At 70.5% G+C, this 26618-nt stretch carries 24 protein-coding genes; 7 read left to right on the top strand and 17 right to left on the bottom strand.

All coding sequences use genetic code 11. From position 1 onward, the window contains the following. Window positions 1-167: 167 nt before the first annotated feature. Window positions 168-1955 (top strand): RICIN domain-containing protein, encoded by a 1788-nt coding sequence (locus ACZ4E1_RS06265; RefSeq protein ID WP_467536344.1) that lies wholly within the window; start codon window positions 168-170, stop codon window positions 1953-1955. A 133-nt stretch (window positions 1956-2088) separates the two neighbouring features. On the opposite strand, the gene ACZ4E1_RS06260 is transcribed toward ACZ4E1_RS06265, so the two are convergent. Next, entirely contained in the window at window positions 2089-2778 is a 690-nt protein-coding gene (locus ACZ4E1_RS06260) for a GntR family transcriptional regulator (RefSeq protein WP_467536342.1), read from the bottom strand. Between the two features lie 283 nt (window positions 2779-3061). Here ACZ4E1_RS06260 and ACZ4E1_RS06255 point away from each other — a divergent pair, with 283 nt between their 5' ends. Further along, the gene (locus ACZ4E1_RS06255; RefSeq protein WP_467536340.1) at window positions 3062-5083 is read left to right on the top strand and encodes a collagenase; all 2022 of its coding nucleotides are present in this window, start codon (window positions 3062-3064) and stop codon (window positions 5081-5083) included. A 173-nt stretch (window positions 5084-5256) separates the two neighbouring features. Here the strand turns inward: ACZ4E1_RS06255 and ACZ4E1_RS06250 are convergent, their stop codons facing one another. Further along, on the bottom strand, window positions 5257-5787 hold the full coding sequence (locus tag ACZ4E1_RS06250; protein WP_467536339.1) for a GNAT family N-acetyltransferase: 531 nt from the start codon (window positions 5785-5787) through the stop codon (window positions 5257-5259). Between the two features lie 58 nt (window positions 5788-5845). Beyond that, window positions 5846-7270 (bottom strand): MFS transporter, encoded by a 1425-nt coding sequence (locus ACZ4E1_RS06245; RefSeq protein WP_467536337.1) that lies wholly within the window; start codon window positions 7268-7270, stop codon window positions 5846-5848. 239 nt (window positions 7271-7509) lie between these two features. On the opposite strand from ACZ4E1_RS06245, the gene ACZ4E1_RS06240 reads away from it, so the two are divergent. Continuing rightward, window positions 7510-8085, top strand: a complete 576-nt coding sequence (locus ACZ4E1_RS06240) for a TetR/AcrR family transcriptional regulator (protein ID WP_467536334.1) — start codon at window positions 7510-7512, stop codon at window positions 8083-8085. A gap of 120 nt (window positions 8086-8205) precedes the next feature. Here the strand turns inward: ACZ4E1_RS06240 and ACZ4E1_RS06235 are convergent, their stop codons facing one another. The 7 genes from ACZ4E1_RS06235 to ACZ4E1_RS06205 form a co-directional block, all read right to left on the bottom strand. Beyond that, entirely contained in the window at window positions 8206-9291 is a 1086-nt protein-coding gene (locus ACZ4E1_RS06235) for an LLM class flavin-dependent oxidoreductase (RefSeq protein WP_467536663.1), read from the bottom strand. Beyond that, window positions 9291-10157 (bottom strand): ABC transporter substrate-binding protein, encoded by an 867-nt coding sequence (locus ACZ4E1_RS06230; RefSeq protein ID WP_467536332.1) that lies wholly within the window; start codon window positions 10155-10157, stop codon window positions 9291-9293. The genes ACZ4E1_RS06235 and ACZ4E1_RS06230 overlap by 1 nt, the downstream gene beginning before the upstream one ends. Beyond that, window positions 10158-10877: an ABC transporter ATP-binding protein gene (locus ACZ4E1_RS06225; RefSeq protein WP_467536330.1), complete on the bottom strand. Its 720-nt coding sequence runs from the start codon at window positions 10875-10877 to the stop codon at window positions 10158-10160. After that, window positions 10874-11722, bottom strand: coding sequence for an ABC transporter permease (locus tag ACZ4E1_RS06220; protein ID WP_467536328.1), 849 nt, complete (start codon window positions 11720-11722; stop codon window positions 10874-10876). Before ACZ4E1_RS06220 ends, ACZ4E1_RS06225 begins: the two co-directional genes overlap by 4 nt. Then, window positions 11719-12717, bottom strand: a complete 999-nt coding sequence (locus ACZ4E1_RS06215) for an NrtA/SsuA/CpmA family ABC transporter substrate-binding protein (protein WP_467536326.1) — start codon at window positions 12715-12717, stop codon at window positions 11719-11721. The genes ACZ4E1_RS06220 and ACZ4E1_RS06215 overlap by 4 nt, the downstream gene beginning before the upstream one ends. 10 nt (window positions 12718-12727) lie before the next feature. Continuing rightward, the gene (locus tag ACZ4E1_RS06210) at window positions 12728-13765 is read right to left on the bottom strand and encodes an ABC transporter substrate-binding protein (protein WP_467536324.1); all 1038 of its coding nucleotides are present in this window, start codon (window positions 13763-13765) and stop codon (window positions 12728-12730) included. Between the two features lie 115 nt (window positions 13766-13880). After that, a complete protein-coding gene (locus ACZ4E1_RS06205; RefSeq protein ID WP_467536322.1) occupies window positions 13881-13994 on the bottom strand; it encodes a putative leader peptide in 114 nt (37 codons plus the stop codon). 241 nt (window positions 13995-14235) lie between these two features. Between ACZ4E1_RS06205 and ACZ4E1_RS06200 the strand changes: the two genes are divergently transcribed. Next, the gene (locus ACZ4E1_RS06200) at window positions 14236-15015 is read left to right on the top strand and encodes an IclR family transcriptional regulator (protein ID WP_467536319.1); all 780 of its coding nucleotides are present in this window, start codon (window positions 14236-14238) and stop codon (window positions 15013-15015) included. Window positions 15016-15358: 343 nt separating this feature from the next. Here ACZ4E1_RS06200 and ACZ4E1_RS06195 read toward each other — a convergent pair whose 3' ends face one another. Next, window positions 15359-15697, bottom strand: coding sequence for a MerR family transcriptional regulator (locus tag ACZ4E1_RS06195; protein WP_467536316.1), 339 nt, complete (start codon window positions 15695-15697; stop codon window positions 15359-15361). A 696-nt stretch (window positions 15698-16393) separates the two neighbouring features. Here ACZ4E1_RS06195 and ACZ4E1_RS06190 point away from each other — a divergent pair. Then, window positions 16394-16753 (top strand): hypothetical protein, encoded by a 360-nt coding sequence (locus ACZ4E1_RS06190; protein ID WP_467536314.1) that lies wholly within the window; start codon window positions 16394-16396, stop codon window positions 16751-16753. Between the two features lie 145 nt (window positions 16754-16898). Here the strand turns inward: ACZ4E1_RS06190 and ACZ4E1_RS06185 are convergent, their stop codons facing one another. The 5 genes from ACZ4E1_RS06185 to ACZ4E1_RS06165 all read right to left on the bottom strand — a co-directional run bounded on the left by ACZ4E1_RS06185 (window position 16899) and on the right by ACZ4E1_RS06165 (window position 23434). After that, complete coding sequence (locus ACZ4E1_RS06185) at window positions 16899-18263, bottom strand: nucleobase:cation symporter-2 family protein (protein WP_467536662.1); 1365 nt, start codon at window positions 18261-18263, stop codon at window positions 16899-16901. 28 nt (window positions 18264-18291) lie between these two features. Beyond that, a complete protein-coding gene (locus ACZ4E1_RS06180) occupies window positions 18292-19278 on the bottom strand; it encodes an isopenicillin N synthase family dioxygenase (protein WP_467536313.1) in 987 nt (328 codons plus the stop codon). A gap of 266 nt (window positions 19279-19544) precedes the next feature. After that, a complete protein-coding gene (locus tag ACZ4E1_RS06175; protein ID WP_467536311.1) occupies window positions 19545-20873 on the bottom strand; it encodes an amidohydrolase family protein in 1329 nt (442 codons plus the stop codon). After that, window positions 20870-22213, bottom strand: a complete 1344-nt coding sequence (locus ACZ4E1_RS06170; protein WP_467536309.1) for a uracil-xanthine permease family protein — start codon at window positions 22211-22213, stop codon at window positions 20870-20872. The genes ACZ4E1_RS06175 and ACZ4E1_RS06170 overlap by 4 nt, the downstream gene beginning before the upstream one ends. A 177-nt stretch (window positions 22214-22390) precedes the next feature. Further along, window positions 22391-23434, bottom strand: coding sequence for a MarR family transcriptional regulator (locus ACZ4E1_RS06165; protein ID WP_467536307.1), 1044 nt, complete (start codon window positions 23432-23434; stop codon window positions 22391-22393). A 182-nt stretch (window positions 23435-23616) separates the two neighbouring features. Here ACZ4E1_RS06165 and ACZ4E1_RS06160 point away from each other — a divergent pair, with 182 nt between their 5' ends. Continuing rightward, a complete protein-coding gene (locus tag ACZ4E1_RS06160) occupies window positions 23617-24039 on the top strand; it encodes a hypothetical protein (protein WP_467536305.1) in 423 nt (140 codons plus the stop codon). Between the two features lie 75 nt (window positions 24040-24114). Further along, the gene (locus ACZ4E1_RS06155) at window positions 24115-25008 is read left to right on the top strand and encodes a hypothetical protein (RefSeq protein ID WP_467536303.1); all 894 of its coding nucleotides are present in this window, start codon (window positions 24115-24117) and stop codon (window positions 25006-25008) included. Between the two features lie 477 nt (window positions 25009-25485). On the opposite strand, the gene ACZ4E1_RS06150 is transcribed toward ACZ4E1_RS06155, so the two are convergent. Then, window positions 25486-26418: a LysR family transcriptional regulator gene (locus ACZ4E1_RS06150; protein WP_467536659.1), complete on the bottom strand. Its 933-nt coding sequence runs from the start codon at window positions 26416-26418 to the stop codon at window positions 25486-25488. Window positions 26419-26618: the final 200 nt, after the last annotated feature.

Here is a 26618-nt window from a genome sequence, read left to right as displayed (position 1 = left end):
AGCAGCGGGCACGTCACTGACACGGGCGAGCGTGCTGGATCCGCAAAGTCCAAACAGTCACCTGCGTTCGTCCATGTGCACCGCCCGCCGACCGGCGGATCCTTCGGACGTCGACCCACGCCCCCGTAAGACCGGTCGCCCATGTCCACCCGACCGAAGGAGAACGCGTGCCACGCCCCAGCAGAAGACGACTTCGGACACTCGTCGCGGCCTCCCTGGCCGTGATCGGACTTGCCGCGCTCGTCCCGACCGCGAGCGCCGACAGCACCACGTACACGGTGACGGTCGGCACCAAGGGGCGCTGGACGCACCCCGACGACACTCCGGCCGGCACTTACATCGACAAGGACGGCACCTTCTACTTCCAGTCCTCGCACGCCCTCTACGGTGCGACCGACCCCCGCAAGTGGAACTTCTACTCCGGTGCCGATCTCGACACGGCGTCCCTGAACAAGTCGCTCAGCAAGTCGGCCGATCCGGCTGATCCCGGCGACCGCAACGACGACACGACCGCGCGCTGCAACAACAGTCCCACCGGGCGCGAGGCCAGCTTCGCCCCCGCAGGCTCCTCCTACGCGCAGAAGAACTACTGCGACCTGGCCGGCGTCTGGGTCGACCCGGACACCGGCGACTGGTACGGGCTGGTGCACAACGAGTTCACCCCCCAGCCGTTCGGGGACAGCTCGCACTTCGACGGCATCGACTACGCCGTCTCGAAGGACCAGGGCCGCACCTGGACCATCAAGGACCACGTGATCACCTCGCCGTACAGCACGGTCCGCGGTGACACCTCCGCGTTCCCGCAGCAGACGTACCACTACGGCGACGGCGACCCCCGCCTGTTCACCGACACGGCGTCCGGCTACTTCTACGTCTTCTACGGCTCGCGGATCGTCGACAAGAACGGTGGCTGGCGGGTCTTCCACGGGCATGTCGCCCGCGCTCCCATCTCCGCGAAGATGGCGCCCGGCTCCTGGCAGAAGTGGTACGACGGCTCCTGGTCCCAGCCGGGCAACGGCGGCCTGGAGAGCAACATGGTCCCGGTCGACGCGGCGCACCCCACCGGCTACACCCCGGCCGCGCAGGAGTACGACCCCGCGACGCCCGGCACGGCGAACCAGCAGGTGGCGGCCGGAGCCATGCCTCCCACCTCGCCGCTGTTCGTCATGGACATCACCTACAACGCCCATCTGGGGCTGTACATCGGCGAGCCTCAGGGCGTCGACCAGTCCGGCAACGCACCACAGCAGCTCTACGCCACCGACGACCTGTCCACACAGAAGTGGCGGCTGCTCGGTGACACCGGCGGCTACACCACCGCCTCCTGGTATCGCTGGTTCCTGGACAGCGCGAACAAGACCAGCACCCGCATCGTGGGCCGTGACTTCCGTGCCTACTGCTCCTACGGCTGCTCGAACGACTCGTACTCCGAGTACGTGAACCTGCGCATCGACACCGACCGGCCCGATGCCCCCGTGGACCAGGGCACGGGCTACCGCATCGCCAGCGCGGAGGGTCGTGTGTTGGCCCAGGTGTCCGGTGGTTCAGCCGCGACCTCCGTGCCCGCCGGTGAGGGTGGGGACCGGGCGTCGTGGACGTTCACCGCGAACGGTGACGGCTCGTACCGCATCACGAACGACGCCTCCGGCAACCTGCTGGGCGTGGACTCGCGGTCCACGGCGGGCCGTGCGTGGGGCGCCGTTCCCTCGGTGACCGCAGCGAAGCAGGGAGTCCCCTCGGTCGGCCAGCAGTGGTTCGTGTTGCGGAACACCACCGCCGACGGTGCACCCACCGGAACATACCGGTTGGTCAACCGATACAGCGGCCTGGTCCTGGGCCTGTCCGCCGACACCGCACGCACGGCCGAGACAACTCCGCCACGTTTCTGGAACGCCGCCGGTGGCACCGGTGGAACCCGAACCTCGGGCGAGCAGACCCTGACGCTCAATCGGTAGCGCAAGTACGCGATGGTGCCCCCTCCTCTCCCGGGAGGGGGCACCATCGTCCGCCCCGAACAGTGTCGTCGCGGGCCGTCGGGACTGCCGAATTCGCGGTCGGGGCCCGCCAGGCTGCAGCGGATCGCCTGGGCTAACTACCTTCTGGCGAAGGGTCCTTGGCCTGAGCGTCCAGGCGGCGCAAATGGGTACGCATGCGGGCCTCGGCGGCCGGGACGTCGCGGGCGATGACCAGGTCGAGGAGGATCTCATGCTCCTCGGCCGACTCCATGAGCCGGCCCGCCTCGGCGAGGCCGGCGAGCCCGTAGAGCCGGGAGTGGCCGCGCAGGGCGCCGACGACCTCCACCAGGCGGCGGTTTCCGGCGAGTTCGAGCAGGGCGAGGTGGAAGCGGCGGTCGGCCTCCAGGAAGGCGACGAGGTCTCCGGTTCGGGCCGCGTCCACGATCTCGTGCGCCACCGGGCGCAGTCGCTCGAGCCGTTCGGGGTCGCCGGTCCGTGCCACCACGCCGACCGTGGGCACCTCTATCAGTTCGCGCACGGCGACATATTCGGCCAGATCGCGCTGGGTCAGTTCGGTGACGCGGAAGCCCTTGTTGGGCACCGGCTCGACCATGCCCTCGCGGGTCAAGTCGAGCATCGCCTCGCGCACCGGCGTCGCGGACACGCCGAACTGGGCGGCCAGTTGGGGAGCCGAGTACACCTGCCCCGGGCGTAGTTCACCCGCGACGAGCGCGGCACGCAGGGCGTGCGCGACATGGTCACGGATGCTGCGCCGGGCCGGCACTGCGGGCAGCTTCAGCGCGTGGTCTGCGGTCGTGGACACACACTGCTCCTCATGGGCCGGCGGAGTGCCGCTCCTGCGGGTGCGGCGCCAAAGGCGATCGTACTGATCTTACGGCTGGTGAGCGCCGCACCGCCCCCTTGCGACGATCCGACTGTGGCGCCTACGACCGACCGTCGTCGTCGAACCCTGGCCGACTACGCACCTTCTCAAGTGCAGTGCGATGTGAAATTGTACTGCCACATCGCACTGGCGTGCCCACGTCAACCATCAACTCGGCCTGCCCGTGCGGCTGTTGGATCAACACCCCCATAGGAGATCCAAGATGCATGGCCACGATCGAAGAAGCACCCCACGCCGCCATCTCGCCCGAGCTGTGTGCACCGGTGTGCTCACTCTCGCCCTGGCGCTCACCGTCGGCACCTCCCCGGACAGCCGTGACGCCCGAGGCTCGGCGGAACCGAATGCGGCAGTGTCCACCGCCGCGTTCGACCCTGCGGGCGCGGACCGTCCCACGGGCACCGGCCCCTCTCCCGCCGATCCGTCCGCCGCGCCGGACCGCCCAGGCGGCAACCGGCTGCCGGTGAAGGAGCGGGCGCCGCTGCCCGCCTCGAGGGAGGCCCTGACCCGCGAGCACGGCGAGCGCTCCATCGTGAAGCCCTCACACCCGCGGCCGTCGATGCGTGCCCTGAGCCAGACGCGCCGGGCGGCCGAGTGCTCGACGAGTGACTTCACCGGCAGCACGGGCGCCGAACTCGTCGCCCGTATACGGGAGTCCACACCCGACTGCATCAACACCCTGTTCTCGCTGACCGGTTCCGACGCGGCCGGAGCGTTCCGACAGGAGCAGATGGTGACGGTCGCGCACGCGCTGCGAGACGGTTCCGCCGGCTACCCGGGCGACGGCAGCACCGGCATGCCGCAGACGGTCCTGTATCTCCGGGCCGGCTACTACGTGCACTGGTACAACAAGCCCGATGTGGGCGCGTACGGACCGGAGTTGAAGTCCGCCATCCAGGGCGGCCTCGACGCGTTCTTCGCCTCCGAGCACGCGCGGGACGTCACCGACGCCAACGGCGAGACCCTCGCCGAGGCGATCACCCTGATCGACAGCGCGGAGGAGAACGCCCGCTACCTGCCCGTCGTCGAGCGGATGCTCACCGGGTACGACTCCTCGTACGACGACAAATGGTGGATGCTCAACGCGGTCAACAATGTGTACACGGTGCTCTGGCGCGGCCATCAGGTACCCGACTTCGTCCCGGCCGTCGAGGCCGATCCGGGGGTCCTCGGCACACTGCGCGACTTCGCCGTGGAGCACGTCGCGATGCTGGGCGGCGACAACTCGTACCTCGTGTCCAACGCGGGCCGCGAGCTCGCCCGGTTCGTGCAGTATCCGGGGCTCGTGGACACGGTGCGGCCGCTGATGAAGGAACTGCTCGGCCTCTCCGAGATGACCGGCCCGACCGCCGCGCTCTGGGTCGGGGTCGCCGAGATGGCCGACGCCTACGACAAGGCCGACTGCGCCGAGTACGGCGTGTGCGACCTCGCGCAGCGGCTGCGCGACGCGGTTCTCACCGACCGGCAGAGCTGCAGCGACAGCATCGACGTGGTCGCGCAGAACATGTCGGCCGGCGACTTCTCGACGGCCTGCGACAGCCTCAACGGTCAGGACGCCTTCTTCCACAAGGTCGCCCGGGACCCGGGGCCGGTGAAGGACGATCACAACACCCGCATCGAGGTGGTCGTCTTCGACTCGAGCGCCGACTACCAGACGTACGGCGGGGTGATCTTCGGCATCGACACCGACAACGGCGGCATGTACCTCGAGGGCGACCCCTCCGCGCAGGGGAATCTGCCGCGCTTCATCGCCTACGAGGCGGAGTGGACCCGCCCGGACTTCCAGATCTGGAACCTCAACCACGAGTACACGCACTATCTGGACGGGCGCTTCGACATGTACGGCGACTTCGCGGACGGCACGTCCACGCCGACCGTGTGGTGGATCGAGGGCTTCGCGGAGTACGTCTCGTACACCTACCGCGGGCTGCGGTACGAGGAGGCTGTCGCGGAGGCCGGCAAGAAGACGTACCGGCTGAGCGAACTCTTCGGCACCACCTACGAGAACGCGGACACCACGCGGGTCTACCGCTGGGGGTATCTCGCAGTGCGCTACATGCTCGAGAAGCACCCGGCAGACCTCGACACCGTGCTCGGCGCCTATCGCGCCGGTGACTGGGCCGGTGCACGACGGCACCTGACGGAGACCATCGGAACGCGTTACGACGCCGACTGGGACGCCTGGCTGGACGCCTGCGCCCAGGGTGGCTGCGCCCCGGCGGTCTGACACGTCGAGTAGATCCGGCACAACCCGCACAGTGATACGCCACCGGTCGGCGCGGAGCAGACTCCAGAGGGTTGCCCCGTACCGGCCGGTCGGCGGATCCGGTCCGGCTTCGCCGACTACCGACCGGTTGTGAGCCGGCAGCGCTCACCTCGCGATCTGTCCTGGTCAAAGCGTCAGCGGGGCTGCTCTCTGCCGGCGGAGAAGCGGGCGTAGTGCGTGAGGACGGGCTGCAGCCCCCGACGCTCGTAGAGGCGCTGAGCACCCGTGTTGGCCGCGAGAGTCCCGATCAGCAGGTCGCCGATGTCGAGCCGCTTCAGCTCCGCGTCCACCTCGTCGAGCAGCAGCGTGCCGATGCCGTGGCCGCGTTCGGCCGGTGCGACAGAGAGTGTCTGGAGTTCGGCGATACGCGTGCCGGTCACCCAGGTGTCGTCGGGTCCGGTCTGGATCTCCACGAAGGCGTAGCCGACCGCTCGGCCGTGGCGTTCGGCAAGGAGGACGAAGGAGCCCTCCTCCAGGATCCAACGCCGGTAGCAGGAACGGCGCAGCTCCCACGAGCGTTCGTCAGGGAAGTACGCGAATCCCGGCTGGACGGACTGGTGGTGAGCGTGCAGCGCGAGCCACAAAGGCTCCAACCGGTCGATCAGCTCGGCACCTCCTTTGTGGAGGGTGACGTCACCGTCGGCATGGTGGTGTGCCTGACTCATCTCAACTCTCCTTTTCTCGCTCGACACTAGCCTGTTCCCTGCCTGGCAGGGGCGGAGTTCACCGGCCGCCGGCGCGGGGGACGAAGGCAGCACACAGGCACGCGGCGAGGGCGAGCCCTGCGGTCGCCAGGAATGCGGTGCCTGCCCCGGGGGTGAACTCGCCGGGAACGGCGCCGGTCGCGTACACCGACACGATCACGGCCAGTCCCGCTGCTCCGCCGAGCTGTTGGGTGGTCTGGAGCAGTCCGGACGCCGATCCGGCGTGTTCGGGGTCGACGCCTGCGACGACGAGTGAGGCGGCGGGCATGAAGGTGAGACCGGCGGCGATGCCGTTGAGGAGCAGCGGGCCGAGCACGGCGGACGGGTAGGTGCCGGTGTCGCCGAGGGTGCTGAGCCAGAGGTAACTGGCGGTCAGGCCCAGGGTGCCGGTGACGATGAGCGGCTTCTGTCCGAAGCGGGCGACCAGGCGCGGGGTGATCCGGGACATGGCGAAGATGCCGAGGGTCATGGGGAGGAAGGCGGCTCCGGCGGCGAGCGGGGCGAAGTCGAGGACCTGCTCGACGTATTGGACGACGAGGAAGAACACTGCGATCTGCGAGCCGAACACAAGTGCTGTGACGGCGAGTCCGGCGATGCGTGGGCGGTTGCGCAGGAGGTCGGGGCGCATGAGCGGGTCTGTGGCGCGGCGTTCGGCCATGGTGAGCATGACGGCGAACAGGACTCCGGCTGTCAGTCCGCCGAGGGTGACGAGGTTCGTCCACCCGCGGTCGGGTGCGGTGGTGAGGGTCCAGACGAACGCGACAGCCGTTGCGGTGGCGGTGAGGGCTCCCGCGAGGTCGAAGCGCGCGGGCCGGCGTGGCGTCTCGGTGACGAATCGGCGGGCGAGCAGGGCCACGACCACTCCGATGGGGACGTTGACCAGCAGCGTCCAGCGCCAGGACGTGTACTGCGTGATGACGCCGCCGAGGATGAGGCCGAGTGTTCCGCCGCCGATGCTCACCGCGGAGAACAGGGCCAGAGCGCGGTGGCGGGCGGCTTCGTCGCGGGCGCTGGTGGTGAGCAGCGCGAGCACCCCGGGGGCGGCGAGGGCGGCGCCGGCGCCTTGCAGGGCTCGGGCGGCGACGAGGATTTCGGCGGAGGTGGCCAGTCCTCCGAGCAGGGATGCGGCCGTGAACAGGGCGATTCCGGCGCTGAAGACGCGCCGGCGGCCGTAGGTGTCGCCCAGGCGGCCGCCCAGCAGGAGCAGTCCGCCGAAGGCGAGGGTGTAGGCGTTGAGCACCCATGACAGGCCGGCCGGGGTGAAGCCCAGGCCGGTCCGGATGCGTGGCAGGGCCACGTTGACGATGGTCGTGTCCATCGCGAGCGTGAGCTGCGCGACCAGGACGACGACGATGCCGGTCGTCGCCTGACGGATCGCGTTCGGTTCCCGGGCGGCGGCCCTCTTGGGGGTGGCGGGGCTGGAATCCAGTGGTGTTCGAGACATGACGGATCCTTGTTTCCGAAGGGCCGCGGCGCCACGCGGGCGGGCCGGGGCGGACGGGTTGCGGGCAGGTCCAGGCCGCTGGCGGCGCGCGTGCACTACAGTTAAGTGGAGGCGCCGCCGCTTTCCCTCCACGTTAAGTGGAGGCGCCTCCACTTGGCAAGCGGCAGCCGTGGGCGATCACGCCACGGCCCCGCTGAACGCGAGCGGCAGGCGACCGCGGAACAGTGAAAGGCGACCTGATGAGCAAGGACGGGACGCGCCCGTTGCGCGCCGACGCGCAGCGCAATCGCGAGAAGATCCTCACCGCGGCGGTGCGTGTGTTCGCCGAGGACGGCCTCAACGCACACCTGGAGCGCATCGCGAAGGAGGCCGGCGTCGGCACCGGAACGCTGTACCGCAATTTCCCGACCCGCGAGGTCCTCATCGAGGCCGCCTACCGCAACGAGCTCACCAAGCTGTGCGAGGCCGCACCCCGGCTCCTGGCAGAACGGCCGGCGCGTGATGCGCTGCGCGCCTGGATGGGCTGCTTCATCGACTACGCCACCGCGAAGCTCGGCATGGCGGACGTCCTGCGCTCCCTCGTCGAGTCCGGCGTGAACCCGTACGCCGAGAGCCACGAGCGCATGCTGGAAGCCCTCGCTTCCCTCCTCGACGCAGGGGTCGAGGCCGAGGCCATCCGTTCCGACATCGGCGCCCCCGACATGTTCGCCGCCCTCACCGGGATCGCCCTCGCCTCGGGAAAGCCCGACCAGCGCGAACAGGCCGACCGGCTCCTCGACCTCACACTCGACGGCCTGACAGTGCCATCACTTTGACCCGGACTTCACAGGCCCGTCTGTGGCCGACACAGCGGCCCGCGTGCCCCGGCCCGTCACCGAGGCCGGAGCCTCTGGGCTGCGCGAGCGGGGCGGCGCGGCCTTCGTCCTGCCGACGTCCTACCTCTTCGTCACCCCTAGAGCGGGAAGGACCGTCTCCGCCACTCGGTACGCCTCCTCCAGAAGGGGGTTGCCGGAGAGGATGAACGTGTCGACTCCCAGTTCCCGGTACTCCTCAAGGCGGGCGACCACCTGGGACGTCGAGCCGACGACCGCCGTGCCGGGGCCGGGGCGGAAGAGGCTCATGCCGGGCCAGAGGTTCGGGTGGGTCTCCAGTTCCCGGGCGTGGGCGGGGACGCGGCCGCCGTGCTGGCGGAACTGGCGCTGCCAGCCCACTCCGTCCTCGCCGGCGCGGTCGCCCAGTTGGCGCCGGTAAGTGGCCTCGGAAGTGACGTCGAGGAGTCGGTCGGCCGCCGCCCAGGCCTCGTCCTCGGTGTCGCGGACGATGAGGTGGAGGCGCAGGCCGATGCGCAGGGTGCGGCCGTGGGCGGCGGCGCGCTCGCGGACGTGATCCAGTTTCTCCTTGAGCAGGTGCGGGGGTTCACCCCACGTCAGGTACACGTCCACGTGTTCGGCGGCCATCTCGATGCCGGGCGCGGACGAGCCGCCGAACCAGAGCGGGACGTGCGGGTCCTGGACCGGCTTCAGGTCCCGCAGGGAGGCGCCCGCGTCCTTCAGGTCGTAGAAGCGTCCCTTGTGGTCGAAGATCTCGCCGGCGGTGAGGCGCTTCACGATCGACCAGTATTCGGCACTGAGTGCGTAGCGCTCGTCGTGCTCCACGTGGAGGCCGTACTCCTGGAGGGACTTGGTGGAGCCGTTGACGACGTTGAAGCGCAGGCGGGGGCCGAAGAGGGTGTCGAAGGTGAGGGCCATCTTGGCGAGGAGCGTGGGCGAGATGAGGCCGGGGTGGACGGCGAGGAGCGGCTTGAACGCGGTGCTCGTGGAGGCCGCGAGAGCGCTGGCGAGAGGCCACACGTCGTAGAGGTCGGTGGCGAGGAGCGCGCCGGTGAAGCCGAGCCGTTCGACGGTGCCGGCGAGGTGGCTCAGGTAGCCGAGGTCGACCTGTCTGCGGCCGGCCGGTTCCCAGGGGTAGGCGCCCTCGCGCGGGATGATGTACCAGAGGACTTCGGGGGCGGGCACGGTGATCAGGCCGCCTTCCGGGCCACGGCGTCCGCGACGGTGACGGGGCGCTCGATGAATCCCGTGCGGTGGAAGACGTCCGCACCCTGCTGCTGCTCGGTGAGGACGTCGTCGCTGACGGCCTCGATCCGCCAGGGCAGTGCACGCAGAGCGGTCTCCCAGTCCTCGACGGTGCCGCCCTGGTGTTCGGCTGCTGTCTCGGCGGCTTCGCGGGGGTGCGCCTTCGCCCAGTCGTCGGCGCGCTGGAGGGCGCGGGTGAGGGCGTCGATCACGTCGGGGCGCTGTTCGGCGAGGTCACGGCGGGTGAAGAAGACGGACCGGTCGGAGATGACGTCTCCGGTGCGCACGAGGACGCGGACGCCTCCGGCGCGGAGGGCGGCGACGAGCTGGGCGCCCTGGGCGACCCAGGCGGTGATCTCCCCGGAGCGCAGCAGCTTCTCGCTGTGCTCGTCTCCTCGCACGGCGGTGATGTCGGTGGCGTACGAGAGGCCGGCGTCGTCCAGCGCCTTGGCGACGAGGTGGGTCTGCCAGGAACCGACGGCGAGGTGGACGGTTCCACCCTTGAGGTCGGCGACGGTGCGCACCGGGCTGCTTTCGAGGACGAGGAGAGCGCCGTGGTCGGGGCGGGGCGCGGAGACGGCCGTGTAGACGATGTCGTGGCCGGCGGCCTGGGCGGTGACGGGCGGAGTCGAGCCGGTGCCGCCGAAGTCGATGACGCCTTCGGTGAGGAGTTCGCCGGTGCGGACGCCGTTGGTGTAGGCGTGGAAGGCGGCTGTCTCGCCGACGGCGGCGAGTTCCTGCTGGGCGTAGTCGAGTCGGGAGAGGTAGTAGAGCGACGGGTTGCTGTTGTGGACACCGATGGTGATGGTCATTCAGATCACTCCGGATTCTGCGGGGGTGCGGGTGTGGACGCCGAGGTCGGCGAGGAGGCGGCGGCGCAGGGCGGCGAAGGCGGGGTCGCCGGGGTCGCGGGGGTGGTCGACGGCGACGGGTTCGTCGGTGACGAGGCGTCCGTCGCGCAGGACACAGACGCGGTCGGCGAGGCGTACGGCCTCGTCGACGTCGTGGGTGACGAGGAGCACGGCGGGGCGGTGCGCGCGGCACAGCTCGGCGACCAGGTCCTGCATCCTGAGCCGGGTCAGGGCGTCGAGGGCGGCGAACGGTTCGTCCAGGAGCAGAAGTTCGGGCTCGCGGACCAGGGCGCGGGCGAGTGCCACGCGCTGGGCCTCGCCGCCGGAGAGCGTGCCGGGCCAGGTGTCGGCGTGCTGTTCGAGACCCACCTCGGACAGGGCCTTGAGGCCGCGTGCCGCCTGTCCGCGGGGCAGGGCGACGGTCACGTTGGAGAGGACCTTCTTGGAGGGGACAAGGCGCGGTTCCTGGAAGACGACGGTGCGTGCCTCGGGGACGAGGACCTCTCCCCCGTCGGCCCGGTCGAGGGCGCCGAGGATGCGCAGGAGGGTCGTCTTGCCGCTGCCGCTCGCACCGAGGAGAGCGACGAACTCGCCACGCCGGATGGTGAGGTCGAGCCCGTCGAGGACGGCGCGCTCGCCGAAGACGCGGCGCAGGCCTGTGATGCGGACGGCCGCGCTCATCGGGTGCCTCCCGGTACGGCGCGGCGCCACGGCATGAGGACGCGTTCGAGGAGGCGTACGACGGCGTCGGCGAGCAGTCCGAGCAATCCGTAGACGAGGATGCAGACGGCCAGGATGTCGGTGCGGGCGTAGCTCTGGGCCTGGGTCATGAGGTAGCCGATGCCGGCGGTGGCGTTGATCTCCTCGGCGGCGATGAGCGCGATGACGCTGAGCGTCATGGACAGCCGCAGGCCGGCGAGCAGCGAGGGCAGGGCGCCGGGGATGACCACCTCACGGACGATGCCGAGGCGGCTCATGCCGAAGCTGCGCATGGCCTCGACGAGTTTGGGGTCGGTGGTGCGGACGCCGCTGGAGGTGGAGACGTACATGGGGAAAGTGGTGGCGACGGCGATGAGGAGGATCTTCGCCGTCTCGTTGATGCCGAACCAGACCATGAACAGCGGGACCAGGGACAGGAACGGGATGGTGCGCAGGGTCTGCAGGGAGGAGTCGAGGAGTTCGTCGCCAAGCCGGGTGAAGCCGGTGGTGACGCCGAGGACGAGGCCGGTGACGAGCCCGAGGGCGAGGCCCAGGCCGGAGCGGGTGAGCGAGGTGGCGAGGGCTTCGGGCAGTTGCCCGTTCCCCCACAACTCGCCGATCGCGTCGAGGACTTGCGGCGGCGAGGCGAGGACATCCGGGGTGAGCAGGCCGGTCGCCGACGCCACCCACCACAGGGCGAGGAGCGCGACGGGGCCGAGGGTGCGCACGGTGGCGGAGCGGGCTCGGGAGCGGGTGCGGCCCGCCGGCGGGCGCGGGGTGACGAGACCGGGTGGCGCCTCGACGGCTGGTCGGTCGGTGAGTGTCATGACAGTTTCTCCACGTCGATGACGTGCGGCGCGACGTCGACCTTCGTCCGGGTCACCTTCTGCTCGGCGTAGAAGCGGGCGACACGGTCGAAGCGCTCGATGTCGGCGCGGGTGATCGGTTCGACGGTGCCGCCCTGCGCGGTGAACCGGGTCTGGATGCGTGCGGCCTCGCCGGTGACGGCCTGCGGGCCCGCGTCGGTGGTGACGTTCAGGTAGGCGCGCGGGTTCTTCTTCTCCTTGACGCTGCCGTCGTGGAGGAAGGTGTAGAGCGCCTTGACGACCTCGGGATGCTTCTTGGCGAAGCCTGTGCGGACGGCGTTGAGGCTGTAGTTGTCGGAGCCGATCTCCTTGCCGTCGGCGACGAACTTCGCCTTCCCGGTGCCGAGTTCGGCGACCGCGTACGTCGACCAGACGGCCCAGGCGTCGACCTTCCCGGTGTTGAGGACGGCTGCGGTCTGGTCGGGGCGGAGGTAGACGCGCTCGACCTTGTCCGCCGGGATGTGATGGTCGGCGAGGGCCTTGAGGAGCAGGTACTCGCCGGTGCCGCCCTGGTTGACGGCGACCTTCTTGCCTACGAGGTCCTCGATCCGGTCGATCCCGGAGTCCTTCTTGACGAGGATGCCCTCGCCGACGGGGTCGGGAGCCGTCGCGGTGAAGAAGGTGAAGCCGGGGGTCTGGGCGAGGGAGGTGATGCCGGAGGTGATCGAGCCGGTGGCGATGTCGAGCTGCCCGGCGTTCATGGCCTGGGCCGCGGGGGCGAACGGGCCCGCGCTGCCGGTCCATTCGACCTTGGCGTGCACCTTGGCGAGGGCTCTGGCCAGGGAGCCGTCCTTCTTTCCGAGGGCGAGCACGCCGGAGTTCCCGGGGTCGGGGATGCGGACGGTGATGTCGGCCGCCGCTCCTGGCCCGGAGTCGGCCTCGGACGTGCCGCAGCCGGTGACGGCCGCGAGTGCGGCGAGGGCGGCGAGCGCGGACAGGGTCTTCGGGATGCGCATGACGGGTTCCTCAGGAAGCGGGGCGGGCGGGGGCGGGTTGCAGGAGGCGGGCGCGGCGCAGCGGCTCGGGGTCCGCCCAGTCCCGTACGTCGACGGGTTCGGGCAGGAAGCCGTGTGCGTGCAGGGCGGCGGACTGCCGGTGGAGGAGGGCGAGGCGGTCCTCGGAGAGGTCGGGGTGCAGGGTGCGGTGGGTGCCGGGGCGGTAGGCGCCGGCGACCCCCTCGGCGCCCGCTCCGGTCTCGGCGCCGAGGATGCGGGCCACGTCGTCCGGCCGGTCCGCGGCCCAGTCGGCTGCGCGCAGAAGCACGGCGAGAAAGCGGTCGACGAGGTCGGGGTGGTCGTCGAGCAGGCGTCGGTGGACGGTGACGGGGCGCGGGGTGCCGTTGTTCACGCGGTGTGTGCGGTCGGGCAACGCGTCGAGTTCTACCGCCACTTCGGTGCCGGCGCGGCGGGCCGCCTCGACGGAGAGCGCGCCCTTGACGTAGACGGCGTCGACATCGCCGCGCCGGAGCGCGGCGAGTTCCGCGGCCCACTGTCCGCTGTGCCCGTCGGCGGGTACGTCGACGAGGACCGCGTCGTCGAGGCCGAGCCCGGCCGACGCGAGGGCCCCCTCGAAGCCGCGCAGGGCCATCGCCCGCCAGAAGTCGATGGCGATGCGGTGGCGCGGCAGCGCGAGGCGCAGGCCCCGCAGGGCGGCGGCGCCCCTGATCCCCGAGCCTGGTGCGACCAGGACGGTCTGGCGCTCCTCGATCCAGGTGAGGCCGATGAGCCGGGTCTCCTCGCCGCGCGAACGGGCCCACAGGGCGGGGACGTTGCCGCCCTCGCGGAAGAGGCCGGGCAGGGCGTGGGTGTAGTGCGTCTGCGGGTCGGCGTCCCCGCCGGCATCCTGCAGCGACCGCACGGTGATGCCGTCCGGGGCGAACTCGGCGGCGAGCCACTGCCGGTCGGCGGCGATACCGGTCGCTGTGGGGACGGGACAGCGGGTGAACCAGAGGGTGTCCGGGGCCGCGTCGGCGGCGGCCTTCGTCCGGAACGGGGCGTGCGTCATCGAGGCTCCCAGGTGAGTGGAAGAAGGGAGGCGGGTGGAGCACGGGCACACCTGGGCGTACGAGGCCACGCGGATGCCCGGCTCGTGGAGCGCGGGAGTGTTGTTCGCCAGAAGGTCAGCGACAGGTGGCGCTGGAGACGCGCGCCAGGTCGATGTGACGGCGCAGCGTGAGCGGGGACGCGACCAGAGGCGGGGCGAGGGCGACGGCGGGCCGGAGTTGTCCGGTCATGGCGCTGCTCCCCTCTGCGATCGGGTGATCCGTGCTGGTGGCGTGGTGGTGACGAGTGCACAGTGGCACGTCCCGCACGGCACCGGCAAGGACCTTCCCATGATGTGGGAATGAGTGTGAACGGAGTGTGTCACCAGGGCCTTTGGTACCGTCATAGCCACTTCAGGCGGACCTCCGGGGCTGCCGTAATGTGGGAAATCGGAGCCGGTCCCACGCCGTACGCGACCGAGGGAGCCCCAGCGTGTCCGCCCCCACCGCGCCCCGCCCGCCCGCCGGCGCTCAGGCTGTGCAGCGCGCTCTCGACGTCCTGCACTGCTTTCATGACAACGGGCCCGACCTCAGCGCGTCCGAGCTGGCGCGGCGTCTCACCCTCCCCGTCTCCACGGCACACCGGCTGGCCCGCACACTCCTGGGCGCGGGCTTCCTCGAACAGGACGTTCGTACGTCGCGCTACCGACTCGGCCCCGCGGTCACCGAACTCGGGCGGCTTTCCTACCACCAGCGAGGGCTGCACCTCGCCGCACCGGAACTCGCCGACCTGGCCGAGCGGACCGGCGCGACCGTGGACCTGGCCCTGCGCAGCGGCCCACACGCCGTGATCGTGGCCGGCGGCTCGGTGACGCCGAAGGTCGGCCTGCGCAGACCCCTGCACTCCACCGCGCTGGGCAAGGTGCTGCTGGCCTGGGCGCGCCCAGGCGAGGCCGACCTCGCAACGCTGCCTCCGTTGCGCTCCTTCACCGACCGCACGATCGTCGAACCGCCCCTGCTGGCTGCGGAGTTGAGGCGCGTGCGACACGACGGGCACGCGTGGAACGACGGCGAGTCGGCCCACGGCGTCCGCACCCTCGCGGTACCGGTGCTCGACCGGGCGGGACACGCCCGGTTCGCGCTCGCCGTGCGGGCCACCCCGGAACTGATCACGGACGAGAACGCCGACCGCTGCCTGGACCAGGCACGCGCGTGCGCCCGCGCCCTGGAAGTCCTGCTGCTGCCTCCCGGGGAACGCAGACAGACCCCATAGACGAGGGTGCTCCGACGGACTCCGACGGTGAACTCGCCCTCATTACCTAGCCGTTCACCGGCCGGGCCATCAACGCGCGACGCATTGATCCTCGTCGAACCAGGCTGTCCCGGGTCCGGCGCCGGCCGGGTACGCGCGGGACGAGGTCACTCCTTGCGCTCTTCCAGGCCGTGGAGGGCCGTGCAAGCCGCCTGGACCAGGCAGAGTGCGGCGGGAGCCCGATCTCGATGGCCCGGGGCGAGGGCGCGCCATGGCCACATTCACCGCGCCCCGGACGGCTCCGTCGTCATCGCCCGCCATTTCCGCGGCCGGCACAGCAGGAGGTACGGCCGAGGGCTCCGTCTCAGCCCTCGGCCGGCGGGGCGGCCGCTTCGGCGGCGCGGCGGTATTCCTCGTTGATGCGCTGGGCTTCCTCGAGCTGGTCTTCCAGGACGATGATGCGGCAGGCCGCCTCGATGGGCGTGCCCTGGTCGACGAGTTCGCGTGCGCGGGCGGCGACGCGCAGCTGGTAGCGGGAGTAGCGGCGGTGGCCGCCCTCGGAGCGCAGCGGGGTGATCAGGCGGGCCTCGCCGATGGCGCGGAGGAACCCCTGCGTGGTGCCGAGCATCTCGGCGGCCCGGCCCATCGTGTAGGCGGGGTAGTCCTCGTCGTCGAGTCGGTCGTACGAGTCGTCTGCTGTCATCTGCACCTCTCTCGGGAACGCGTCGAGGGGCCCTGGTGCCGTACGGCACCAGGGCCCCGAAGGAACTTTTACACCACGTGCCGACCCTGATACGAAGTCGGCCCTCTGTATCCGCCTGCCCGGCACACACGCTGCCGGGAGTACGGGGATCGCGATTGCTTGACCGGAGACCACCTCACTATCGATGTCCTGCGGTACCCGGACTCGAGACTTTCGTCCGGGCGATCCTGATGGTGCTTCGTTCCTCCGTTCTTCCTCAGTGATCAACTTCCTGTCAACGGGGTACTGCGTACTGCACTCGCGGGTACCGGATCCGCCATGTCATGACGGCGGTCCCGCGGCGGCGGCCCCTGATCACTGCGGGCCACCCGGTCCGGCTGTCAGCCCTGTCGCCGTCCTGCAACCGACCTGGCTTCGGAACTCCACCGCCGTACCGTCCTGCGTACTGCGACTTCAGGTACTGCCGCCCGGCAGTTCGTCTCTGCCGGGCCCTTCTGTCTGTCCTCTGGTTACGAGAAAAACCATAGCGACGCCACAATCGAATGTCTACTGTAGCCAACATAGATTTTGGAGTGTTCGCTCATGAGGTAATCGATCTCGAACGGCGACGCGGGTGCCTGTCGGCGCATCGCGGTCCCCCGCCCGGTCGGGGGACCGATTGAGGGGCGGGACGACACGTGATTAGGATCGGTTTCCATGTCGAAGCCTGACGAGCTGCTCGTAGACATCGCCACGTTGGTGGAGTCCGGGCAGAGCAACCAGATGTCCCTCACGGTGGTCACCGGTGGCGCTGTCATCACCGGTCGGCTGGCCTCCGAAGCGGTGTGGAGGCAGCGGGTGTCAGAGGTCCTGGCGGACTCCGCCCGCCTGGGCGAGTTCTCCCCCGTTTTCACCGCTACGACGCGCGACGGCGGGCCGCCCGCCCATCTGCACTTCCACATGGCGCGGATCCTTCAGGGCGCGGTGGGGATCCCGGAGACCGGCGGGATGTACCGCGTCTCGATCGCGGACGTCAGCGCCTGGAGCATGGGCGACTTCAGCTACTCCGATCACTGACTCCGCGCCCTCAGGGGTGCCCGACCCACCGATGAGCGAAAGGCCCGAACGGCGTGTGCCGTTCGGGCCTCTCGGCCGTCGGGGCGTCAGATCTGTCGCCTCGCCAAGGACATCACCCCGTAGCCGCGTGACCCAGGGGCTGTCATCAAGATCCCGTCCGCCCCGCCGGCGCCTCGCGCCGCACCTCTGCCACCGGCGCCCGCACGAGCCCGGCGTCACGGCGTGAACCCCCGCCGTTGAACGCCAGGTTCAGACAGAACGCCAGCAGCGTCGCACTGGTCACCGGTGATCCGAGGACGATGCCGACGCCGTCGGGGAAGCGCGAGTACAGGTCGGGGGCGACCTCGGGTGCCATGCCGACGCCGATCGCCACCGCGATGATCAGCAGGTTGTGCGTGCCGTCGAAGTCGACCTTGCGGAGTGTGCCGATCCCGACCGCGGCGACCGTCGCGAACATCACGAGCCCTGCCGCGCCGACCACCGGCTGCGGCAACCCGGCGACCAGCGCCCCGAGTTTGGGCACGAGGCCGAGGACCACGAGGATGCCGCCCGCGATCGTCGCCACGTGCCGGCTGCGCACCTTCGTCATCGTCACCAGGCCCACGTTCTGCGCGAACACCGTGTCGAGGAAGGCGTTCATGATGCCGCCCAGCACCCCGGAGAGCCCGTCCGCCGCCAGCCCGCGCGCCATGTCGGCGGTGGTCAGCCGCTTCCCGGTGAGCTCCGCCACCGCGATCAGATCGGCCGTCGACTCGGCGAACAGGACCAGCATCACCACGCACATCGACAGCACGGCGACCGCGGGGAATTCCGGGGCACCGAAGTGGAACGGGGCACTGACCCCGATCCAGTCGGCCGTCCGCGCCGCCGAGAAGTCGACCAGGCCGAGCGGCACGGCGACCGCTGTGCCCGCCAACAGGCCCAGCAGTACACCGGTTTGAGCGAGGAACCCGCGTCCGAACCGTGCCACGAGCAGGATCACGAGGACGACGAACGCGGCGAGCGCCAGGCGCGAGGGCGCCGCGTGATCGGCGGCCTTCGGGTCGTTCCCGACGACCAGGTTCACGCCCACGCCGATCAGCGCGAGCCCCACCACCGTGATCACCACGCCGCTCACCAGCGGCGGGAAGAAGCGGACCGCCTTCGCGAACGGGTAGGCGATCAGCAGCCCGAACACCCCGGCCGCGAGCATGGATCCGTACACCGCCTGGAGCCCGTACTCCCCGGCGATCAGGATCATCGGTGTCACCGCGGTGAACGCGGCCCCGGCCATCACCGGCATTCGCACACCGAGGACGCGGCCCACGCCGGCGCCCTGGATCATCGTGACGACGCCGGCGACGAGCAGATCGGCGTTGATCAGGACGGCGATCGTCGCGGCATCGAGCCCGGCCGCGGCACCGAACACCAGCGGCACGGTCACACACCCCGTGTACATCACGAGCACGTGCTGGAGCCCCAGCACCGCGAGCCGCCCGAAACCGGCCCGCTGTCCGCCCTTCGCAGGCATCGTCACATCAACCACCGTTCTGTCGGGTCTATCGGGCGAAGTTGGCAGCGATCCGCTGCTGGATGTAGTCGGCCGCGGTGATCGGCGGGTAGCGGCCCTCCGGACCCTCGATCACCACGTCGCGGTCGGCCTGCGCGAAGAACGCGATGCTGTGGCGGGCCGACCGGTCCTCGTCGGGCCCCGGTGACCTGACCCGGTGGAAGTTCGACGGGAGCCGGTCGTCGCTCCACCGCATCAGCATGTCCCCGATGTTGCAGGTGATCACGGAGTCGGCCGGCTCGACCGGCGTCCACTCCTGCGCCTCGGCCTCCTTGCCCGGGCACACCTGCAGCCCGCCCTGCCCCTCTCGCTGGAACAGCAGGGTCAGGCAGTCGAAGTCGGTGTGCGCCCCGGCCCGCCACACGTTCGCGGGGATCACGGCGTCGTCGGGCACGGCGAAGTAGTGCAGCATCCGCAGCGTCGACTGGTAGCGCGGGCTCGCCGGGTCGTGGGCGCGCGCGAAGAACCCCTCGGGCAGTCCCAGCCGGTCCGCGAAGCAGGACAGCACCCGCATCGCCAGGTCCCGGCAGCGCGCCTCGAACGCCAGCACGCGGTCCTGGAACCCGGGCAGCACGTCGTCCGGCCACAACCCCTCCATGTGCGGACGGGTCAGCTGGTAGGACTCCTTCTGGTCGGGCGTCCCGATCGAGGGTCGCACCTGGGTCATCGACTCCCAGCCGGAGTTGAGCCCCTTCTTCAGGCCGTGCCGCGCCTTGGTCCGCTCCGGCAGGGCGAAGAAGGCCTCGGCGTCGGCGAACGCGCCGTCCACGGCCTCGGGTTCGATGCCGTGGTTGACCAGCTGGAAGAAGCCGATGTCGGTGGCGGCGGCCCACAGGTCCTCGGTGATCTCCGCCTTGCGGCGGTCGAAGTCGGTGAGGTCGATGCGCCGGATCTCCCGGGCGGACGTCTCCGTCCCGGCCCCGCCCATGCGGGTCTCCTTGGCCAACTCGTCGAGTGTGTACGTGGTGTTCGTCATCGCGGCTGTCGCTCCTCTGGAACGGAGTTGCGTACGGGATGCAGTCACCGCCCCTGCGATCCCCAGCACGGGCACTCAGATGCCCGCGTGCACGGTCACGGCGGACCCCTTCGTGGGCCCGGCGCCGTGGGCTGGCGCGGGCCCCGCTCGCCGGGGCCCGCACGCGATGCGCTCAGCCTGCCCGGTGTGTGTTTCCGGTGGGGATCGCGCGGTTACGCGGCCGTAAAGCTCAAAGTGTCCTGGTCGGGGGTTCAGGGCCCAGCTGCTCATGCACCGTAGGAGTCCCAACGGGCGAGGCCTGCCGCCAGCTCCCGCGACGGAAGCCGGACATGCTCCCCGTCGCGCACCAGCACCTCGCCCCCGACCAGCACGGCCGCCACCGTCCTGCTGCCCGCACACGTCAACAGCGTCGCCCCCGGATCGCGGACCGGGAGGCAGGCGTAGTCCCGGTCGAAGCGGTGCAGGACGAGGTCCGCCCGCATTCCCACGCGCACCCCGCCGTCCGGGTTCTCCTCGATCCCGAGCACGCGGTTCGCGCCGCCCGCCGCCATCGCGAACATCTCGGGGAACCCGAACAGATCCGCCTGGCGGTGCGCCGCCCGCTGCAGATACGCCCCGATGCGCAGCGCCTCCAGGATGTCCTGCGTGTCGTTGCTGGCGGCCCCGTCGACCCCGAGACCGACGCTCAGGCCGGCCTTGAGCATCTCGGGCACCGGCGCGATCCCGCTGCCGAGCCGCATGTTGCTCAGCGGGTTGTACGAGACACCGACGCCGTGCCGGGCGAGGGTGGCCCGCCCCTCGGCGTCGAGCTCCACACAGTGCACGGCGAGCAACCGCTCCCACAGGAAACCGGCCCACTCCAGATACTCGACGGCGCCGACCCCCGTACGGTCACGGCACATCGCGTCGTCCGTCGTCGTCTCCAGCAGGTGCAGCGAGACGGGCAGCCCGCGCTCCTCGGCGTACGCGCGCACGGCGCCCATGCCCTCCGGCGTCAGACACCGCGGATTGGGCACGGCCACGCCGACGTCCACCCGGCTGCCGCGCGCCTGCGCGATCAGCTCGTCGGTGTGCGCGAGGGCCTCCTTCAGCGGCTGCATCAGCCGCGGATCGAAGCCCCACTTGCGGCTCGGGTCGGCCCGGTCCGCGACGCCCCGGCACAGCACGGCCCGTACGCCGCTGTCCTTGAGGGCCCGTAGTACCGCGTCGTGCACCTCGGGCGACGGGTGCGGCCACATGTGCTCGACGAGCGTGGTGGTGCCGCTGCGCAGTGCTTCGGCCGCGGCGGCGGCAGCGGCCGCGTAGGCCCGCTCGGGTGTGAGGAGCGCCGCCTCCTCTCCGACGGCGCTCAGCCACGCGAGCAGCCCGAGCCCCTCGCCGATGCCGCGCAGTCCCGCCTGGAAGAGGTGGGTGTGGGTGTTGACCAGGCCGGGCGTCAGGTGTCCACCGTGACCGGCCAATACCTCACCCCTGCACGGGAGTTCGCCGTGCTGCGCGAGCGCTGTGACCCGTCCGTCGGCGATGTGCACATCCATGCCGGGCAGCCAGCGGCCCCCGCTGTGGACGGTGACGTCCGTGATCGTCCCGAGAGTCATCGGGCGGGCTCCTTCCGGGGACGGGCCGCGCCCGTGTGGTGGAACAGCAGATTGAGCAGGAACGCCACGATCCCGGTGACGGCGATTCCGCTGTCCAGGACGGTGCGCAGGTACGAGGGGAGCGGCGCGTAGAAGTCCGGCGCGCCGACGGGGATCATGCCGAGCGCGAAGGCGAGAGCGACGGTCAGCAGGTTCCGCGGCTCGGTGAGATCGGCACGCGCGAGAATGCGCAGCCCGACGGCGCCCACGGTCCCGAACATGACGAGCGAGACCCCGCCGAGGACCGGTCCCGGCACTGCGGCGACGGCGGCCCCGAGCACGGGCACGAACGCGAGCACCACCATCAGCACTCCGGACAGTGCCACCACATGACGGCTCTTCACGCGCGTCACGCTCACCAGGCCCACGGACTGCCCGAACGTCACGATGGGGAAGGAGGCGAGCACCCCCGACAGCACGGTCGCGGCCCCGTCCGCGCGCAGTGCCCGTACGACGGTGGGCGCGTCGTCACCACGGCCGACGATCTGACCGACCGCCAGGGTGTCGCCGACGGACTCCACCATGTTCACGAGCTGCACGACAAGCATCGCCGCGATGGCCGGCACCACGAACGTGGGCGCCCCGAAAGCCGTCGGATCGGGCGCCGTGACGACGCGCGCGTCCACGACCCCCGACCCGTCGAACAGGCCCAGCGGGAGCGCAACCACGGTGCCCACGGCCATGGCGAGGAGCACCGAGAACCGGGCGAGCGCGGGCGGCGCGACGCGCTCCACGACCACCACGAGCAGCACGGTCCCGGCGGCGAGCGCCAGCCCGCGGCCACCGCTTCCGCCGGCCCCTTCCCCGGCGACGAGACCGGCCGCCGAAGGCACCAGCGAGAACCCGATGACAGCGATGACCGTCCCGGTGACCAGCGGCGGAAACAGATGCAGCCAGCGCCCGAACCACGGCGCGACGGCCAGCGTCACCAGGCCGGACACGACGGTCGCCCCGAACACGGCGGCGAGCCCGTGCTCCTGCCCGATGAGGATGGCGGGGGTGATCGCGGTGAACGTGGAGCCCATCACGATCGGCAACCGCGCCCCGAACCACTTCAGACCCAGCGACTGCAACACGGTGGCGATCCCGCTGACCAGCAGGTTCGCGCTGATGAGCAGCCGTATCCGGTCCTCGGGCAGATGAAGCGCGCTGCCCACGAGCAGCGGCATCGTGGCCATGCCCGCGTACGCGACGAGCAGATGCTGCAGGCTCAGCGGCACGAGCCGCCGCCACGGCGGCCGTACGTCGACAGGATGGGGTCCTTGGTGCGCGGGCGCGACGGCATGCTCGGCAACAGCCATCGTTCCTCCTCACAGCTCGGCGGAAGACGGCTGGTTAGCGCCCGGGCAAGCCCCGCACCCGGACACCCACCGGCCGTTGCAGCCATGACCGGTGTGGGGGTGACGGTAGGAAGACGGTGTTTCGGCGGCGTTGCGCTCAGGAAAAGCACATGGTCGAGTCCGACCGCTGACGCTCAGTCAGAGGTTGTCTGCGGTAGCCGAACAGCCAGGCATTTTCCGACCGGGGAAAGAAGCGGTCTCGTCGGCACGTGCGGCGTTGGTGTTGAGGAGGGTCAGGCCCAGCGGAGTGGGGGTGTGCAGGGCTCTGTTGCGGGTGCGGGTCGTGGTGATCAGGCCGGCCGACCTGAGCGTGGACGCGTGCTCACTGGCGCTGGCGGCCGCCAACCCCGTACAAGCGGCGAGCTCGGACGTGGAACACCCCGGATGTTCGGCAACGGCGTACAGGACGGCCGCGCGGCTCGCCCCGAGCAGCGCGGCGAGCGTCGCCGTGCCGGCCGACCGCGCGGCAGGAACGAGGATGTCGGCCTGCCGCCCGACGGGGTACGTCACCACCGGTTGAGGCTCGGCGTCGAGCGAGACGCTGGGCCGTTCCGCCCCGAAGAACGACGGCACGAGCAGCACCCCTCGCCCGTCGAGCCGCACGTTCTCGTCGTACCCGGAGAACGTGTCGAGTTCCAGCACGGGCGACTTCCACCGCACCCACCTCGGGTTCAGCGACCCGAGCAAGCGCCCCACCCCTCCCTCCAGGAGGTCCCGTGCCCGCCTGGCCCGGTCGGCCGCCCGCTCCCTGGCGAGGCGGTCCTCGTAAGGGCCGAGCAGTACGTCGTGGACATGGTGGAGGCTGTCGAAGAGCCGTGCCAACAGTTCCCGGTCGTCGGCGAGCCGGCGGGTCCAGGCCGGCATGGGCTGGGCCGGCGCGAAGTGGTCCAGTTCCTTGCGGACCCAGGCGCGGGGAGTGGATCGCGCCCTGTCGAGGACGTCCCGAGGGTCGCCCTGGGCGGGCAGCGTCAGGAAGTCCGGTGCGCCACGCCCGGGCGGGATCAGGTCCAGAACCATGCGGTCCTCGGGCCGAAGGCGCTCCAGTGAGTGCCGCCGCCACGCCCCGAACCGCACGCTGTCGCCGCGCAGTTGCAGGGCTCTCACCGCCGCACCCAGATCCAGCAGCGGCAACGGCCCCGACGCCACCCGCGTGCGCTCCAGGTCCGCCATCGTGAAATGCACTCGGTACACCCTGTCGTCCCCCGCATACGTGTGCCCCGTACATCCTGGTCCGGCGTGATCCTCCCGTGACGCCCTTGTTCGGTCCAGACCGAAACAGGTCGAGGCGGTGACGGAGTCGGGCCAAAACTGGCGCCGGGCGCCGGAGTCACCGGCGCGAAGGAACACGACGTCAGGGGAACAGCATGCTCAAGCGGAAGATCGGCACCGGCCTGGCAGCTCTGGTTGCGGTGCTCGGAGCCGGGGCGGCGACACTCGGTTCGGCCGGGACGGCGGAGGCGTCGAACCCGTACTGCGCCTCGGGGTACCACTGCATCTTCTCGGGGTCCCTCGGCTCGATGGGCTACTCGTTCTACAACACGGACACCGACTTCCAGGACGACTACTACGCCGACGGCACGTCCGTGAACAACAACTCCTGGTCGGCCAGCAACAACAGTTCCTCCGGCTACGAGAGCCACTACTACACCGGCATCGGCAGCGACTGGGCGACGAACGGGTTCCTCTTCTGCGTCAACCCGGGGCACTCGGTCACCCTCCCGGACAAGTACAAGGACCGTGCCAGTTCGCTGCGGCTGCGCGGGACGACCTCCATTTCCTGCTACTGACCGGTGCGGCCAGCGGGTCCGGCGGCGTGAACGGGGGTGCCGCCGGGCCCGCTCACACGGAAGGAGCCTTGCCTCATGCCTCTGCATGCCCGCGCCGGCCGCACCGTCCGGTTGCTCGCTCTCGTCCTCGTCGTCACCGCCGGGCTCGTGGCCTGGGCCGTCGCCGCACGGCCGGAAAAGGGGCCCGAAGCACACCCGGCGGGAACGTCGCTCCCCGCGTTGCGGCAGAACCAGCCGCTGTACCGGCTGCTCTACGAGCCGACGCCCCGCGAGGTGCGCGTCGCCACCCAGCGGATCATCGGACGCTGCATGTCGGACCACGGTTTCCGCTACCCGGGAAGGCCCTCGGCTGCGGACGCCGCCGCCCAGTTCCCCGCGCCCTTCGGGCTCGAACCTCAGGACCTGACCACGCCCGCGCCGAAGGACCCACCTCCCGAGCAGCGGCGCAGTCCCGCTTACATGCGGGCACTGCTCGGAGACCCCGGCAAGCAGGCATCCGTCACAGGGGCCGGCATCCGCGTCAGTCTTCCCACGACCGGTTGTCAGGCCACCGCCGAGCGCCGGCTTCTCGGCGACGGGCGGCTGCGGCACGTTCGGCTGCGGCTGGAATTCGCAGCCGGGGAGCGGGAGACGCTGCGGGCCGTCGAACGCAGTCCGGCGCTACGGAGGGTAGGCGGCCTGTGGCGGCGGTGCATGAAGGAGTCCGGGCGGTCGTTCAGAGACCCTGTGGCGCTCCTCCGGGGGCTGCCTGAGAGTACTCGTCTTCGTGGTGACCCCGTCGTGCGGGCTGATCTGCGATGCAAGGCCCGTACGGGGTATCTGACCGTCGGCTACCGGGAGGTGGCGGCTGCGCAGCGGTCCTGGCTTGCCGCCCACAGCAGCGCCGCCCTCACCTGGACCAGCCTGAACACCTCCCAGCTCCGAGCAGCACGACAAGCCCTCCGCTGGCGAACACCGCCCGCGCACTGACGGTACTGATCCGGGACTCGCAGCCGGAACGTGCGCTGTCATTCTCCTTGATGATGGCCAGACGACGCAGTCAGAGGATCGGGGCGGGAGAGTGTCTCAGACAACGGGAGCCCGTTCCTTGCGGCAACTTTCCTACGCCCCCGCAGTTCGGCTCTGGTCCGCGGGCGGTACTTGGGTTCTTTGCCGCACCCGCAGGCGGATCGTCCTTCGTAGCGCAACCCTTCCCCCAACACTGCGGCCACCACAGACCACCCGCGCACATCACGCCTGGGCGGAGGCGCGAAGTCATGACCAGCGCAGATGAGGGGCTGGGCACAGTTCGGGCACCGGTGCTCCAGCTGCCGGTAGGCATGCTGCTTGAAGCTGACACGGCAGGATACGCACGCGTAGTGCAGCTTGTAGGAGGTCATGGCGTAGTGACACACCGAGGCACCGTACCGAAAAACCCTTAATGCAGACCCCAGGTCGGAAGGATGGTCAGCAGCCGCGGGCCGCCTCGACGAGGTGGTCGCGTACGCGGTCGACGTCCGGGTTCGCGGACACCCCGGGGCGCTGCACCAGATAGCCCGTGTTGATGGGCGGGTCCTCCGGGTCGTTGAGGAGGACCAGCGCACCGGATGCCAGTTGCGCCTGGCACAGGTAGCGGGGCAGCACGCTGAAGCCCGCCCCGCCCACCACCGTGGACAGGACCGCTCGCAGATCGGGCACGGTGACGGCGGCGGTGCAGTTCAGTCGCTTGCCGAAGACGTGTCGCCAGTACCGGCGCACCATCGGCAGATCCTCGGCGTACGAGACCAAGGGCACCGTGTGCAGCACGCCCGGCCCTTCCGTCGCAAGCGGCCCCTTGACGCGGTCGGCCCAGAGCGGCGCCGCCACCAGGACGAATTCCTCGTCGGCGAAGGGGGCCCAGGCGAGGGAACGCCCGCGGGGGCGGGTGGTCGAGATGACGAGGTCGTAGCGGCCCGCGCGCATCTCGTCGAGGAGGGGGTCGGTCAGGCCCATGGTGACGCGCAGCCGCACGCCGTCGGCGATCAGCGGCCCGAGCGCCGGCAGGGCGAAGACCGACAGCATCTCGGCCGGGCCGGCCAGGTGAACCGGTTCGGCCCGGGCCCCGTCCGCCATCCCGTTTCCGGCGGCCACCCCCAGCGCGTCGAGGGGGCCGGCGATGCGTGCGGCCAGCTCGTCGGCGACGGAGGTCGGAGCGACCCCTCGGGGCAGCCGCTCGAACAGTTCGCGCCGCGTCTGACGCTCGAGATTGCGGATCTGGGTCGTCACCGTGGGCTGGGAGAGACCGAGCGCGTGAGCGGCCGCCGTGAACGATCCGAACCGATACACGGCCAGGAAGGTGCGCAGGAGATTCAGGTCCGGGAGTCCGGAGACCGTGGAGGCGCTCGTTCCGGCGTCCACCACACCCGAAAGACTGTTATGGCTCACACCGTGAAGCCTACGACATTCTTATACCTCTGACGCCGGGACCTGGCTCGGCCCTATTCCCCGGCAGCCATGAAGGTTCCTATGGCAGCTATTGGAACCTTCATTGGTCAGGCCGCATCCCCGGACCTACCTTCGAAGACATCGCCGAACTGACACTTCGGACGCAGAACGTCAAC

The organism is Streptomyces sp. NPDC025806, assembly GCF_055558275.1.
This window is presented reverse-complemented; position numbering and strand designations above follow the sequence as displayed.